Below are 15,121 nucleotides of genomic sequence, written 5' to 3'. Positions count from 1 at the left end.
AATATCCTTCCGGGGGGATAGATAATGACAGAAGAACGCAGAGAAGAACGGAGTAAAGTTTTAGAAAAAGCCCTTATGGAGATCGAGCGGAAGTTCGGCAAGGGCTCCATTATGCGCCTGGGCCAGAGGCCGTCTTTGGAAGTAGAGGTGATCCCCACAGGTATACTCCCCTTGGATCTCGCCTTGGGAGTAGGGGGGCTTCCTCGGGGTCGCATAGTGGAAGTCTTCGGTGAAGAAGGTTCGGGCAAAACCACAGTAGCGCTACATGCCATTGCCTCGGCCCAAAAGATGGGCGGAAACGCGGTCTTCATTGATGCCGAGCACGCCTTGGATCCTAGATATGCTGCAAACCTAGGAGTAGACATCGAAAACCTTTTAGTATCGCAGCCGGATTACGGGGAACAGGCTTTAGACATAGCTACCCAGCTTATCCAGTCGGCAGCGGTGGACGTGGTAGTAATAGATTCCGTGGCTGCCCTCCTGCCTAAAAGTGAGTTAGAAGGTGCTATGGGTGACCAGCAGGTGGGGCTACAGGCTCGCTTGATGTCCCAGGCCATGCGGAAACTCGCCGGGTTAGTGGCCAGATCCAAAACAGTGGTTATTTTTATAAACCAGCTACGGGAAAAGATAGCTGGCGGGGGTTTTCAGGGTGGGCCACCGGTAACTACACCCGGCGGTAGGGCCCTTAAATTTTATGCTTCTGTACGGATTGAAGCCCGTCAAGGAGACAAGCTTAAAAGCGGCACCTCCATATACGGGCACGAACTGGTGCTGCGGGTGGTAAAAAATAAAGTGGCCCCTCCTTTCCGGAGCTGCAAAGTGGATATGATCTACGGCCAAGGTGTATCGGTAGAAGGCGCCCTACTGGATATGGCTGTGGAGGCGGGGATTGTAGAAAAAAGAGGTACGTGGTATATATGGGGTGAAGAACGTCTGGGCCAGGGCAGAGAAAATGCTTGCCACTACCTAAAAGAGAATCCTGGTTTATTGCAGGCTTTAGGAAGCGCTATACAAGAAAAATTAAGAGGAGAAGGGGCAAGTAAAACAATGGGGGGTAAACTTTATGAAACGCAAGGATAAGGATAAAGAAAGGCTGCCCATAATCCAATTTATGAGTGCAGGCAGTTCAGGGAAAAGGCTTACAGAGAAAGTAATGGCAGAGGTGGGCAGGGTATTAGAGGGCCGCGAGTTCTCATCTGTAGAGGAAATGAATAAATTCTTGGAGCAAGTGATGACGCCTGAGGGGAAGATACCCTTATCCAGGGAGCGCACGCCGGAAGAGAAGGCACAAGATTTGATATATGATGCCTGGGAAATGGAGGATAAAAAATCACGCATCCGTTTAGCCGAGCAAGCTTTAGAGCTTTGGCCAGACTGTGCAGATGCTTACGTGATTTTAGCTGAAGATAAAGCTAAGAGCCTAGAAGAAGCCAAGGAATTTTATGAACGTGGGGTTAGAGCAGGGGAAAGGAGCTTGGGACCAGAAACCTTTGAAAAGCAGGCCGGCCATTTTTGGGGAATTATAAAGACGCGGCCTTACATGAGGGCTAGAGCGGGTTTGGCCAGGTGCTTATGGAAGTTAGGTCAAAGGAGCGAAGCCATCGACCACCTACAGGATATGCTCCGCCTTAATCCCGGCGACAATCAAGGATTGCGATACGAACTTATTAACTGGCTATTGTACGAAGGGAGGGACAAGGAGGCCAGGGCTCTTTTAAATAGTTACAAAGGGGATCCGACAGCCTTTTGGCTTTATTCTGAAGCATTATGGCTATTCCGGCATGAAGGGCCTAGCAATAGAGCTAACCGGGCCTTAAAGGAAGCCATGGAGGAAAATGACTTTGTGCCTTCCTATTTGTTAGGAAAGAAAAAATTACCCCGTCACTTGCCGGAGGCTTATGTATTGGGTGAAGAAAGTGAGGCTATAGTTTACGCTGACCTGGCTTTAGAGGTATGGCGCCATACCCCTGGGGCACGCGAATGGCTGGCTACTTCCTTCTTTTGGTTTAATCTCTTTCCCCGGCTGCCGCTTAAAAACGCCGGGCTTAAATAAGGACCTATATATTAAAGCAAAGGAGTGCTTTGCCAGTGGCCAAAGATTCGTATGTGTCTTTCTTGGAAGAGTATGACGCAGGAGTTAAAACGATTTTAAATGAACACCCTGAAGTTAAAATACTTTTTCAAAGGCGGCATAAATTGCCCACTCCAATAGAAATTAACGGAGTTAACCCTATACTCCATGTGCTCTTAGAAGGAATAGTGGAAAACCAGCTACAGGAGCCTGAACTTCCAGAAGTTAAAGAAACCATCGAGAGGCTAGAAAGTGAGGGTCTGACCAGACATGCCGCGCGAGGCTGCGTTACCAGGGTATTTATTGAATTTTTTTATGAAGCATTTTATCATAAGAAACCCTTTGATAAAGAAAGATATAAACGCCAGCTTCGCCTACTAGGAACTGATATAAAAGGAGTGGGGAGAAACGATCCCTGCCCTTGCGGTAGCGGACGCAAATTTAAGCACTGCTGTGCTACCAAGAAAGATGCGTTCGAAATCTCCAAATTAGCAGGAAGCCTTTGCCTCGGGCAGGGAGCATACATAATTGGCCGTTTGGAAACTATTATCCAAGATCCTTTAGACCCCCTTCTGCAATTAGAAAACCGGGCTCATATTGCTCGCTTCCTAGAAGAGCAAGGAGATATTCAAGGCGCCAGGCAGGCCCTAGAAGAAAATGTTGCTTTAGCTGAGACTGTCCGGGGAGGAAAGTTGTTGGGCAATGCCCTTCAAGATCTACAGCTCTTGTGTATGAATCACCGTTCCTTAAAAAAGAAAGGTCTCCAGGTAACCGAAAGGTTAATGGCCCTGGCTAAAAATGAGGAGGAAAAAGGGAATTATTGGTGTGATAAAGCAGATTTGCTAGCCCAGATAGGCAGGGTGGAGGAGGCCGAGAAAGAGTACCAGAATTTGTTTGCTACACTACCTAATTGGCATTTTGGACGGTACCGCTATGCCCTTTTTTTAGAAGAGAAGGGCAAAAAAGAAGAAGCTATAGGTGTGTTACGGGAATTAGTGGCAGCTAAAGGGAAAATAGATCGTGAAACGTACCAGCTTGCTCGTGAGGCCCTACAAGCTTGGGAAAAGGGCAGGCCGAGGAAATAATACCATCCCCAACGGTAAAGATGGTTGTACTTGGGATGCCATAAGGCAGAACTGGATGCATCGTGCCCAAGACAAGCAGCAGGCTGAGGGGGAGAGACGAAATCTTGCGCTGAAAAGAGTACGGGCTTCTTAGTTTGTTGTTTTTTCCATAAATAGGTGTTACAATGAAAATAACAGTGACAGGGATAGTATGAACTGGAGGAAAGATCCATTGGCCAAAAAAGAACTCTATCTCAACTACGATTTGCTTCGAGAAAAGATGGCCGATATTGAAAAGGCAGTTGCTCTTTTAGAAAAGATAGCCTCAAAATCACTCGAAGAATTCCTAAGCGATGAAATGCTTATTTCGGGAGCCAAATACCAGCTCATAGTGGCCATTGAAGCAGCCCAGAGTATATGTAATCATTTGGCCGCTCGGGTGGCCAAAGAAGCTCCCGCAAGCTATGCAGATTGTTTTTACATTCTTAGGAAAAACAGCGTTATTTCCGAAGAAATAGCCCAGAAAATGGCTTCTGCGGCTAAATTTCGAAACCTGCTGGTACACCAGTATGGGAAAATTAATGACTACATTGTCTTCGACGTATTAAGAAAAGATCTTGGTAATCTTCTCCGGTATATAGGTGAAATAAAGTCCTTCTTAAAGGCAGTGGAAAAGGAACAAGAACATGACCAAGGATAAGCGTCTTCTTACACCTGCAGAAAAAAGAAAAATTAAAAGGATCTTGAAAAGGGCATTGTCCCGCCGGGGAGAAATCGTTTTTGCCTATCTACATGGCTCTTTCCTTTTGCCGGTCCCCTGTGGCGACGTAGATATTGCTGTATATGTGGAGGAAAGCGCGCTCAAGGTGAGAGTCTGGGAATACGAGGCAAGCTTAAGTGGGGCTCTGGAGCCCCTGGTAGGTATGCCCATAGATGTGCTAGTGCTGAACCACGCTTCCGTTGCCCTGCGCTACCACGCTACCCGCGGCGATGTGCTGGTAAGCAAAGACGAATTGGCTCGGTATACCTTCCTGGAGGAAACCTGGCGTGAGTATTTTGACTGCCAGCCACTATTCAGGGCCTTTTTCCACGACCTCTTATTCTAGATGTAGCCAATATCTAGCTCTAGCTTTTGTACCAACCCCGAAGGGGCTGAACGACGAGTCCTTCATTCAGGAGGCGCTATTTGAGCCGCCTCCCAAGGTCCTGACTATCATTTGCCGCCTGCGCTTTTCTAACAACGGCCGGAGATCGAAATAATGCGCCGCGACTTGACAAGGATCTAGACAGGGCTTTGAGCATAACTTAAAACGTATTTAGAGAAATGTATACGGGGAGGGACACCGCCCTTTAATTTTGGGACGTAAAATTATAAAGAAGCTACTTGGATTAAATGGAGGAATCACGCTCTTTTTGACGAATAATGTAAAGGTTAAATTTGGGAGGCCCGGACCGAAAAAGGATAAAAAGGAAGAGGGAAATAAAAGGATCAAAAGAAATTATAAGGCACTCAATTTGCCAAGTGGAGGTAAAACAAACACAACCTGGTGGGAACGAATAAAGAGCAGGGAAATAGAGGTAGGAGCAACTGCCATGTGGGGTCGCCTTAAAGAAATATATGCTTACCGTGAGATGCTACTAAACCTAGTAGCCAAAGAGCTGCGGGCGAGATACAAAGGTTCAGTCCTAGGCTTCTTCTGGACCTTTTTTAATCCCCTTCTTATGCTAATAGTGTACAGCATTGTTTTTTCCTTTATTATGCGGTCGAACATAAAAAACTACGCCATGTTCTTGTTTGTAGCGCTCCTTCCCTGGAATTACTTATCTAACTCTATCCTCCAGGGGGCGGCCAGCCTCGTGCAGAACGCAGGGCTGATAAAAAAAGTATACTTCCCCCGGGAGGTGTTACCCCTCTCGGTGGTGCTGGCTAACCTGGTGAACTACCTTTTAAGCCTACTTATACTTATACCGGCCCTTCTGCTCTTTAAAGTGCGGCTGACCAGCGCCCTTCTAGCCTTTCCTTTAGTTCTTTTTACAGAAACTCTTTTAGTGGCTTCCTTGGCCCTTTTAGTCTCAGTGGGTAATGTCTATTTCCGGGACCTGGAACACATAACCGGGGTCTTCATGACCATATGGTTTTTCCTCACCCCGGTCCTCTACCCGGCCGAAATAGTGCCTAGTAACGTAAGAAAATTTTTCGCCCTAAACCCGGCAGCCCCTCTTATCGAGGCTTACCGGGACATATTTTTTGAGGGCACCTGGCCTGACTGGGGGATGCTTCTTTACCTCGCTTTAGGCTACCTCTTATTTTTCTGTATAAGCCTTTTAGCCTTTGAGCGCTGGCAGCGGGCCGTAGCTGAAGAAGTATAGGAAAGATAAGGGAATGGTCTAGCTTGGCCAAAGAAGCTAAAGAAGTGGCTATAGAAGTAAAAAATGTATGGAAAAAATTTCGCCTTTATCACGACAAGGCTTATAGCCTGAAGGAAAGGGTTCTCTTTTGGGGACGAAGTAGGGCCGAGGACTTCTGGGCCTTAAAAGGCATAAACTTAAGCGTACCCAAAGGCAGCACCGTAGGGCTTATAGGCCGCAATGGCTCAGGCAAAAGCACCCTTTTAAAAATAATAAGCCGCATCCTTTACCCTACCAGAGGGGAAGTAAAAGTAAACGGCCGGGTTTCCACTCTTTTGGAGCTTGGGGCTGGCTTCCATCCGGATTTCACCGGCCGGGAAAATATTTTCTTAAACGCCTCCATCCTGGGGCTTAGCCGCAAGGAAGTAAAAGAGCGCCTTAACGACATTATTTCCTTTGCCGAACTCGGCGACTTCATTGATAATCCTGTGCGCAACTATTCTTCCGGGATGTACATGCGGCTGGGCTTTGCGGTGGCCGTGCACGTAGACCCGGAGATCCTCCTTATAGATGAAGTCCTAGCTGTGGGCGACTTAGCTTTTCAAGAGAAATGCTTGGGGAGGATAAAGGAATTGCAAAAAAACGGTACTACCATTATCTTTGTCACCCACTCACCCCAGCAAGTGGAGGAGCTATGCGACCTGGCTGTTTGGCTTGACAAGGGAGAGATAAGGATGCAGGGCCCGGCCAGGGAAGTGGCAAGGGCATATGGGGAATTTATGGTTGGCGCGGCGGGGTAAAAAAATTTGCCGCGCTAGCTTTATAAGGTTTAAAAGTGAAAATGAAATTACGAAATCATATAGATAGAAGGAAATAAAAATAAATACAGTGAAAAAAGGAAACGGAGGAAAAAACTTGGCCAAAACAGCTTTAATTACCGGCATTACCGGTCAGGACGGGGCTTATCTGGCTCAATTTTTGCTGGAGAAAGGATACCGTGTTTGGGGGGCTTTCCGCCGCTCCAGCACCGTAAACTTAGAGCGCCTGGAGTACTTGGGCATTCGCGATAAAGTAGAGCTTGTTCCTTTAGATCTCCTGGACCTCGGGAATATCATCCGGGTATTAGAGAAAGTACAGCCTGACGAGGTGTATAACCTGGCTGCGCAGAGTTTTGTTGCTGTATCATTTGAACAGCCGGTAGTAACAGGGGAGATAACAGGGCTAGGCGCGGCCAGGATGCTAGAAGCCGTCCGGATCGTTAATCCCCAAATAAAGTTCTACCAGGCCTCCTCCAGCGAAATGTTCGGCAAAGTGCAGGCTGTGCCGCAGAATGAAAACACGCCCTTTTACCCCCGCAGCCCTTACGCGGCGGCCAAACTTTACGCCCACTGGATGACCGTAAACTACCGGGAAGCCTACGGTATTTTTGCCTGCTCGGGTATCCTCTTTAACCACGAATCGCCCTTACGGGGGCTAGAATTCGTAACCCGGAAGATAACTTACACGGTTGCCCAAATCAAGCACGGGCTGGCCAGAGAACTGCGCCTGGGGAACCTCGAAGCCAGGAGGGACTGGGGCTACGCTCCCGAGTATGTAGAAGCCATGTGGCTGATGCTCCAGCAGGACGAACCGGATGACTATGTCATCGCTACCGGCGAAACCCATAGTGTAAAGGAGTTCGCACAAGAAGCCTTTGCCTGCGTTGGCCTGGACTGGCGGGACTACGTGGTGGAGGATCCTGCCTTTTACCGTCCAGCCGATGTGGAGCTCTTAGTAGGTGACGCCACCAAGGCGCAACAAAAACTTGGCTGGCGGCCGCGTACCACTTTTAAGGAGTTAGTGCGCTTGATGGTCGAAGCCGACTTAAAGAGGGTAGGAGACCGATGCGGGCGTTAGTTACCGGCGCCGCCGGTTTTGTGGGCCATTATCTTGTAAAGTTCCTCTTGGAAAAAGGTTATACCGTGTGCGCCACTTACCACAGGCAAAAGCCCCAGGACCCGCTCTTTCAAAAAACCGATATAAAACGAGTAGATATAACCGACAAGGAGGCTTTACGCTCTCTTATCTATGAATTTGTTCCCGATGAGATATACCACCTGGCGGGCCTTGCCGTCACAATTGGCGAAAAACCCGCGGAATATTACCGGGTCAACTTCTATGGCACCCTGAACCTCTTCGAGGCGGTGCGCGAAGCCGCGCCGCAGGCCCGGGTGCTCTATGTCGGTTCGGCGGCCGCCTACGGCCCGGTACCCCCGGAAAAGCAGCCTATCCGGGAAGAGATGCCTCTTATGCCAATCAATCACTATGCGGCCAGCAAAGCCGCTGCTGAGATGGCGGCCTGCGCCTACGCCGCCCAGGGGCTACATATCGTACGGGCGCGCCCCTTCAACCATACCGGGCCCGGCCAGACTACCGATTACGTTTGCTCCCGGCTGGCTAAACAGGTGGCAGAAGTCGCTTTAGGACGTACCGAACCGGTGATCACCGCTGGGAACCTGGATGCCGCCCGGGACTTCACTGATGTCCGGGATGTGGTGCGCGCCTACTGGTTGCTTTTGCAGAAAGGCCGCCCCGGCGAGGCCTATAACGTCTGTAGCGGCAGGGCTTATACGGTGAGAGAAATTGCTACTCTTCTGGCTGAAGTTGCGGGCGTGAAAGTAGAACTATGCTCTGATCCTGGGCTCCAGCGTAAGACCGACATATCAATATTACTTGGCTCTATAGCAAAAGTATATCGAGAAACAGGGTGGACCCCAGACATACCTTTTCACCAAACCCTGACTGATGTCTTACTCTGGTGGCAGGAAACGCTAGTCCAGGTAAAGAAGCCTAGTAACTGAACTAAAATTAGCTGCTTTGTTTCTAAAACGGAGCACTCTAAAAAGCTCTAGCTATAAAGAGAGTTAGTTCAACCGGAGGCCTGACCAGCTATGACATTTATTTCCTACGCGCAAAATTATGAGGATGTTATGCTTTACCGTGCTCTAAAGGATGTAGGTAAAGGTTTTTATATTGATGTAGGTGCTTGTGACCCGGTTGTCGATTCTGTTACCAAGGCGTTTTATGAGCGGGGATGGCGCGGTATTAATATTGAGCCGGTAAAAAAGTGGTTTGAACGTCTTGTGGAGGATAGGCCTGAGGATATAAACCTTCAGATTGCTATAAGCAATGAGCCAGGGTTGGTGCGCCTGTACGAAGTGATTGACACCGGGCTGTCCACTTTGGTGCCGGAGGTGGCTGAAAAACATCGCCAAGCTGGCTTTCAAATACAAGAGTATTTTGTCCCTGCCCTCACCTTAAATTCGATATGCAATAGTTATTCGGTCAGCGAGATCCATTTTTTAAAGATCGACGTTGAAGGAGCCGAGGGTGCTGTGCTCGCAAGTGTAGACCTTGAACGGTTTCGGCCCTGGATTATACTGGTTGAGGCGACAGAGCCGAATTCTACAATAGAGAATTTTAAGGGATGGGAATCTTACCTTACGGAGCATAGGTATGACTTTGTTTATTTTGACGGAGTAAATCGTTTCTATATTGCAAAGGAACGCCAGGAACTTAAGAGTGCCTTTAACGCCCCTCCTAATGTTTTTGATGGCTTTATACGATATAGCGAGTGGTTGGCTCGCCAGCGAGCTGTCCAGCTAGAAAAAGAAATAAGCAATTCTCGTCAACAAGCCAGCCAGTTACAGAAGGAACTGGAGAGTTTCCGCCAGCGCGCTGCCAGACTAGAAGAGGAGTTGAGTAATTCCCGGCAACATGCCGCCCGGGTGGAAGAAGAACTCAGGGCTGTCTACGCCAGCCGGTCATGGCAGATAACCAAACCGTTACGATGGGTGGGATGTATAGTCAGAGATGTGCGCCAACATCTACGCATATACCTTATTAGGGTCTCGTCCTTACCTAAACGCCTTGCCAAAGGTTTCTTGAAGCGTTTCGTACTGTTTGTAATTAAGACGACCACGTTGAAATCCATAGCGCTTCAGGTACTGAACCGGTTTCCGACTTTCAAGGCCCGCCTAAAGTGCTGGATATCGTGCGCGATACCCGGGATAATGCTAGATACCGAAACCTCAGAGTCCAAACTATATAACGTTTGTCAAGCTCCATATTGTTATCACAATACTAGGTATACTTCTAGGCATCATTTAATATCTACCATTGCAGAACGCGTGTATAACGACCTGAAACAAGCGATTGAGAGAGAGTGGAGGTAGCCTGATGCGTATTATTATTGACCTACAAGGTGCCCAGACGGAAAGTCGCTTTCGGGGAATCGGGCGCTATTCGCTCGCCCTAGCACAGGCGATAGCGCGCAATGCCGGTGCGCATGAGATCTGGCTGGCTCTAAATGGACTATTTACGGACAATGTATTGGATATCCTTCAGGCCTTCCAGGGACTGATTCCCACCGACCGCATCCGGGTTTTTGAAGTGCCGGGCCCAGTGGCAGAGCAAGATCCACATAACTTCTGGCGTGCACGTGCGGCAGAGGTAGTGCGTGAGCACTTTCTGTTAAGCCTTAAGCCAGACTTTGTGTTTGTTTCCAGCTTGTTTGAAGGGTTTGTCGATGATGGCGTAACTTCTATAGGATTGCTGACAACTGGAAAAAGTACAGCAGTGATACTATATGACCTCATACCCTTACTCAACGCCGAAACCTATCTACAAAACGAACAGATACGACATTGGTATTATCGCAAGCTTCACTTCCTAAAAAATGCCGGGTTACTGTTGGCTATTTCCGACTACAGTCGCCGTGAGGCTATAGAGGCTCTTAACCTACCTCAAGATCGGGTGGTAAATATTTCCACTGGCGTTGACGACCGATTTCGTCCTGTTAACATATCTACCGAACAGCAGATTACGTTGCGGGCACGTTATGGTCTTTCGCGGCCTTTTATAATGTACACCGGCGGCTTTGACCATCGCAAGAATCTTGAAAGACTGATTACTGCCTATGCCCGCTTGCCTGACACCTTGCGGCGAGAGTACCAATTGGTATTGATAGGCAGGGTTTCTGAAGTAGACAAGGTACGTCTACAGCAGGTAAAAAATAAAGTAAGGTTGGCTGCGGATGATGTAGTGTTGACTGGCTATATCCCCGATGAAGATTTATTGGCCTTGTACAATATGGCAACACTATTTGTGTTACCCTCCTGGTATGAGGGCTTTGGTCTGCCGGCGTTAGAAGCGATGGCTTGCGGGGTTCCTACTTTGGGTAGTAATTGCACCAGCATTCCGGAGGTCATCGGGTGGAAGGAGGCACTTTTCGATCCGTTAAACATTGACTCCATAGCTGCCAAAATAACTCAAGCCCTTAGTGATGAAGAATTTCGCGCCCGCTTGCGCGAGCATGGGATAAAACAAGCGAGGAAGTTTTCATGGGATGAATCCGCCCGTCGCGTGTTGGATGTCTTTGAGCAAAAAATTGGAGAAAACACTCGTCGTGTGGCTACTGCTTGGGTCGATTTGAAGCGAGAACGCGAAAAAAACTATAGAAAGCTTGTGGATGCTGTGGCAAGGATCCCTCATAACCCGAGCGCACCTACTGAAACTGACCTTCGTCAAACAGCTATCTGTATTGCCCATAACCTCAAGGTTACAGACGATATTGATCGAAGACGCGTATTACCCGAGCGCCTTAATTGGCGTATCGAGGGACCGTTTGATAGTAGCTATAGCCTTGCACTTCTTAACCGTGAGATTGCCCGTGCATTATCTCAGCTCGGCCATAAGGTGGTTTTGCATTCAACAGAAGGACCCGGTGATTTTGAGCCTTCCCCATCTTTTCTGGAGTCTAATCCGGACATCGCTTCCCTTTACACTGCGAGTCATAATCTACCTCCGGAGGAGGCGGATATCGTCAGTCGCAATTTGTATCCGCCTCGCGTGGCAGATATGACAGGACGTTTCAACCTGCTGCATCTCTATGCCTGGGAAGAATCCGGCTTTCCTCTTGAGTGGGCTGAGTCCTTCAATGAACATTTGCAGGGTATCACATGCCTGTCTCGTCATGTCCAGAAAATCCTTACTGATGCAGGCGTCCATATTCCAATGGCTACATCCGGCTGTGGCGTGGATCACTGGGAACGCATTACCGCTACTTCGCCCCCACCGGTATTGTGGAAGCGGTTTCGGTTTTTGCATGTCTCTTCGTGCTTTCCACGTAAAGGGGTGGACGTTTTACTTGAAGCTTACGGAAAAGCCTTTAGTGATAAAGATGATGTAACATTGATTATTAAAACCTTTCCTAACCCACATAACAATGTGCGCCAGTTGTTGGCCAAGTTTCGTGCTACTCACGAAGATTACCCAGACGTAGTACTAATCGAGGATGATCTGGACGCCGGGACACTCAAGGCCTTATATGAGTCCTGTCACGTACTTGTGGCTCCAAGCCGGGCTGAAGGCTTCGGGTTGCCGTTGGCTGAGGCTATGCTTTCAGGGCTTGCTGTTATTACGACAGCATGGGGTGGACAGCTTGACTTTTGCACAGAAGAGACAGCATGGCTTATTGATTATACCTTCAAGTACGCCCAAACCCATTTTGGATTATTTGATTCTGTCTGGGCCGAACCTGATGTTGACCACCTAGCACGGACAATGCGTCAGGTGTATGAAATGCCTCCTTCGGAAAGAAGCAAACGTTCAGCACGTGGGCGTGAGCTTCTCTTGAACAGTTTTCGCTGGAGAAATGTTGCCGAGCGTGTTGTTGCCTCAGCGCGCTCATGGTCCCTTATGCCGCCTCCACCAAAACCCCGTATTGGATGGGTGACAACATGGAATACGCGATGTGGTATAGCTTCTTATTCGGCTCATCTAATTAGCAACATGCCCGCCGAAGTGACTATTCTGGCGTCTTATACCAAGGCACCTACTGCAACCGACGGGCCCAACGTTTTTCGTTGCTGGAAAGCAGGTGACGAGGATTCATTGGAAGAATTGAGCCGACGGATCGAAGAGAAAGATATCGACACGGTTGTGGTGCAGTTCAATTATGGATTTTTCAACTTCGACTACTTTGCCCGCTTTCTGAGGGTACAGCTCGATGCAGGGAGAACGGTTGTTCTGACGCTTCACTCTACAATAGATCCGGAACACGTTCCACACAAGAAGCTTAGCAAGCTACAAGAACCGCTCAAACGTTGTCATCGTATCCTTGTTCACAGCGTTAGTGATCTAAATCGACTGAAAGCATTGGGATTAGTTGAAAATGTCACTCTGTTTCCTCATGGAATAATCGACTATACCCCTGTGTCTCATCCGGGATCAACCACTAGATTTACGATTGCTTCCTATGGCTTTTTCCTCCCGCATAAGGGACTGCTCGAGCTCATTGAAGCCGTTGCGATGCTACGTCTCGAGGGCTTTGATGTCTCCCTAAAGATGGTCAATGCTGAGTATCCGATACCCGAATCGGCGTACCTAATTCAAGAGGCCAAAAAGAAAATTCGCGAATTTGGCATTTCAGATTTTGTCAAACTGACAACAAATTTCCTATCTGACGAAGATAGCCTATCTCTTCTCGCTGATGCGGATCTAATCGTTTTCCCCTACCAACACACTAGCGAGTCCGCAAGTGGTGCCGTACGTTACGGTCTCGCCACGGGACGGCCGGTGGCAGTGACACCCCTGGCGATCTTTGATGACGTATCTCCGGCGGTCTTCTATCTACCAGGATTTACCCCCAAGGAGATAGCTCAAGGGATCAAACAACTACTTCTTGATATAGCTGCTGATACAGAGCCAATAAGGGCAAAAAAAGAGGTGGCCAAACGGTGGGTTAAGGAACATCAATATTCTCGTTTAGGTAATAGGCTGTATGGAATGTTGTGTGCGCTGCGGCAGGGAGGGGCTATAATAGACCCAGAAATTTAGACACGAAAAATAGGGATCCAAACGTAAACATGGTACTATGAAGTGATATACAGCCGAGCTTAATACTAAGACTAAAATTAAGTGTAAAAAAGAAAAATCGATTACCAAAATCGTATCAAATGTAATATTCACATTAACTTTATGTTTCCACACCTAAAAATTTAAATTCGTATCTTGCTAATGGGATTGTGGTCTGAGCAATTTTATGGGCTATAATGGGTAGGCAGCTCACCTTATAAGGCTTAGCCACTCGTCAGTTAGTCAGTCTTGGAGCCTGTTGGGTAACCTGTAGTTTTAACTATGGGCGGATAAAAGATAGGGGGTCACAAACCATGGCGGTTAAGAGATTGTCTCCCAAATTAATCTCAATCCTGGAGGGCCAATACTTTGAACCGAGCAGAAGGTTATACGGTACCAATTGTACAGGGCAAGACTGCTACTACTTCCTCGGGGTTGTAGACCTCGACACGCTATACATCGTTATCGCATGACAACTTAGGAGATCCTGCCTATCCTTCTTTATTCAGGAAGTCCAAGTTCCGTTGGATAGGCCGCCAAGGTTGGAGTTCAAACTCTACGCAGACGGTAGAAGGATCCAGAAATGATATGGAGAAATTCCAGCAACTCTTTACTATCCGGGTACTTTCTATACTTAATCTGTGCTACTGGGGGCAGGTGCCGCTGCCACTGGTCGTGCGTCACTGTATGGGTCGGGGATTGAAAAATAATTTTGTTTTGCTATCATTTTATCAACCCTCTTGAGCAGGAGGTAAAGCCTTTTAAGCCTAAATTATGAAGCGTAATAAAAATATATACATTGATATTGACGCCCGCTATGGCCTGCGAAAAAACTGGCGGCTTCCCTGAAGTGGCTAAAATGCTGTTTAACAACCGGCTCACCCTATTGCGCAGCAGGCGGATGGCCTTGTATGCATTTTCCGCTAGGTGGCGGATGAGGTGATAGACTGGCTGGAAGAGAACCCGCCGGTGCGGAAGGGCGCACTCAAGATTGGTACTTCCACCTGGGTGCCGATATCCCAAACAGCCTTCCCACCACTGGCCTGGCCCCGGAAAGCGAGCGGGTACTGGAAATGGTGCGCACCTGTCCAGCCATCCTTATGGTCGGCACCATTGAGCCCAGAAAAGGCTACACCCAGGCGCTCTCCGCCTTTGAAAAGCTCTGGCAGGAGGGTCTTCAGGTTAACCTCGTGATCGTTGGCAAGCAGGGCTGGATGGTGGAACAGTTTATTGAACGCCTGCGAATTCATCCCGAACTTAACCGTAGGCTCTTCTGGCTGAAGGGAGCAAGCGATGAGGTGCTGCTAAGGCTATATGGTTCCTGTACCGCGTTTCTTGCTGCTTGAGAAGGAGAGGGATTTGGGTTTCCTCTTGTTGAAGCTGCCCAGCACGGGCTCCCCATTATTGTCCGCGATATTCCAGTATTCCGTGAGGTAGCGGGGGAACATGCCTTTTACTTTGAAAACAGCAGGTCGCCTGAAGTCCTGGCAAGCGCTTTAAAAGAATGGTTTGCCCTTTACAAAGCAGGTAAAGCGCTGAAATTGAAGGACATGCCATGGCTGACCTGGGAGGAAAGTACCCGCAGGTTGGTAGATGTAATCTTGAGTGGACAGTGGTACAAAGCATGGGAACCGGTTAAAAAAGAATAGTTAAGGGCTAAAAAATGAACAAAGTCACCCATTTTATATTTTCAGCTTCTGTTATCCAGCTTCTTTGATCCCTTTCAATGTAAATAGGTGAC

Annotated in this window: 10 protein-coding genes and 2 pseudogenes; all 12 read left to right on the top strand. The window is 48.2% G+C overall.

All coding sequences use genetic code 11. The features are described from left to right. Window positions 1–24 precede the first annotated feature (24 nt). The 12 genes and pseudogenes from recA to B9A14_RS17755 all read left to right on the top strand — a co-directional run bounded on the left by recA (window position 25) and on the right by B9A14_RS17755 (window position 15,029). On the top strand, window positions 25–1,080 hold the full coding sequence (gene recA / locus B9A14_RS11240) for a recombinase RecA (RefSeq protein ID WP_084665782.1): 1,056 nt from the start codon (window positions 25–27) through the stop codon (window positions 1,078–1,080). Further along, window positions 1,064–2,053, top strand: coding sequence for a hypothetical protein (locus B9A14_RS11235; RefSeq protein ID WP_084665781.1), 990 nt, complete (start codon window positions 1,064–1,066; stop codon window positions 2,051–2,053). Before recA ends, B9A14_RS11235 begins: the two co-directional genes overlap by 17 nt. A 365-nt stretch (window positions 2,054–2,418) precedes the next feature. Further along, window positions 2,419–2,532: pseudogene (locus tag B9A14_RS18300) on the top strand (SEC-C metal-binding domain-containing protein); the annotation flags it as partial. An 835-nt stretch (window positions 2,533–3,367) separates the two neighbouring features. Then, window positions 3,368–3,835, top strand: a complete 468-nt coding sequence (hepT, locus tag B9A14_RS11225) for a type VII toxin-antitoxin system HepT family RNase toxin (RefSeq protein WP_172839139.1) — start codon at window positions 3,368–3,370, stop codon at window positions 3,833–3,835. Continuing rightward, window positions 3,822–4,241 (top strand): nucleotidyltransferase domain-containing protein, encoded by a 420-nt coding sequence (locus B9A14_RS11220; protein WP_084665779.1) that lies wholly within the window; start codon window positions 3,822–3,824, stop codon window positions 4,239–4,241. The genes hepT and B9A14_RS11220 overlap by 14 nt, the downstream gene beginning before the upstream one ends. Before the next feature lie 487 nt (window positions 4,242–4,728). Continuing rightward, the gene (locus tag B9A14_RS11215) at window positions 4,729–5,505 is read left to right on the top strand and encodes an ABC transporter permease (RefSeq protein WP_084667119.1); all 777 of its coding nucleotides are present in this window, start codon (window positions 4,729–4,731) and stop codon (window positions 5,503–5,505) included. 23 nt (window positions 5,506–5,528) lie between these two features. Continuing rightward, entirely contained in the window at window positions 5,529–6,284 is a 756-nt protein-coding gene (locus tag B9A14_RS11210; protein ID WP_084665778.1) for an ABC transporter ATP-binding protein, read from the top strand. Window positions 6,285–6,399: 115 nt separating this feature from the next. Beyond that, window positions 6,400–7,380, top strand: a complete 981-nt coding sequence (gene gmd, locus B9A14_RS11205) for a GDP-mannose 4,6-dehydratase (protein WP_084667118.1) — start codon at window positions 6,400–6,402, stop codon at window positions 7,378–7,380. Next, complete coding sequence (locus B9A14_RS11200; protein ID WP_084665777.1) at window positions 7,368–8,324, top strand: GDP-mannose 4,6-dehydratase; 957 nt, start codon at window positions 7,368–7,370, stop codon at window positions 8,322–8,324. Before gmd ends, B9A14_RS11200 begins: the two co-directional genes overlap by 13 nt. Window positions 8,325–8,414: 90 nt before the next feature. Further along, entirely contained in the window at window positions 8,415–9,698 is a 1,284-nt protein-coding gene (locus tag B9A14_RS11195) for an FkbM family methyltransferase (RefSeq protein WP_084665776.1), read from the top strand. 4 nt (window positions 9,699–9,702) lie between these two features. Then, window positions 9,703–13,362 (top strand): glycosyltransferase, encoded by a 3,660-nt coding sequence (locus B9A14_RS11190; protein WP_084665775.1) that lies wholly within the window; start codon window positions 9,703–9,705, stop codon window positions 13,360–13,362. A 1,091-nt stretch (window positions 13,363–14,453) separates the two neighbouring features. Continuing rightward, window positions 14,454–15,029, top strand: a pseudogene (locus B9A14_RS17755) (glycosyltransferase). Window positions 15,030–15,121: the final 92 nt, after the last annotated feature.

It is taken from the genome of Thermanaeromonas toyohensis ToBE (assembly GCF_900176005.1).
GTDB classification, from domain to species: Bacteria; Bacillota; DSM-521; order Neomoorellales; family Neomoorellaceae; genus Thermanaeromonas; species Thermanaeromonas toyohensis.
Note: the sequence above shows the minus strand (reverse complement) of the source record. Positions and strands in the feature narration are given on the sequence as shown.

Coding starts and splice junctions, on each gene's coding strand:
- B9A14_RS11190 (WP_084665775.1), top strand. CDS start 9,703: ATGCGTATTATTATTGACCTACAAGGTGCCCAGACGGAAAGTCGCTTT.
- recA (WP_084665782.1), top strand. CDS start 25: ATGACAGAAGAACGCAGAGAAGAACGGAGTAAAGTTTTAGAAAAAGCC.
- B9A14_RS11215 (WP_084667119.1), top strand. CDS start 4,729: ATGTGGGGTCGCCTTAAAGAAATATATGCTTACCGTGAGATGCTACTA.
- B9A14_RS11195 (WP_084665776.1), top strand. CDS start 8,415: ATGACATTTATTTCCTACGCGCAAAATTATGAGGATGTTATGCTTTAC.
- B9A14_RS11220 (WP_084665779.1), top strand. CDS start 3,822: ATGACCAAGGATAAGCGTCTTCTTACACCTGCAGAAAAAAGAAAAATT.
- B9A14_RS11200 (WP_084665777.1), top strand. CDS start 7,368: ATGCGGGCGTTAGTTACCGGCGCCGCCGGTTTTGTGGGCCATTATCTT.
- B9A14_RS11235 (WP_084665781.1), top strand. CDS start 1,064: ATGAAACGCAAGGATAAGGATAAAGAAAGGCTGCCCATAATCCAATTT.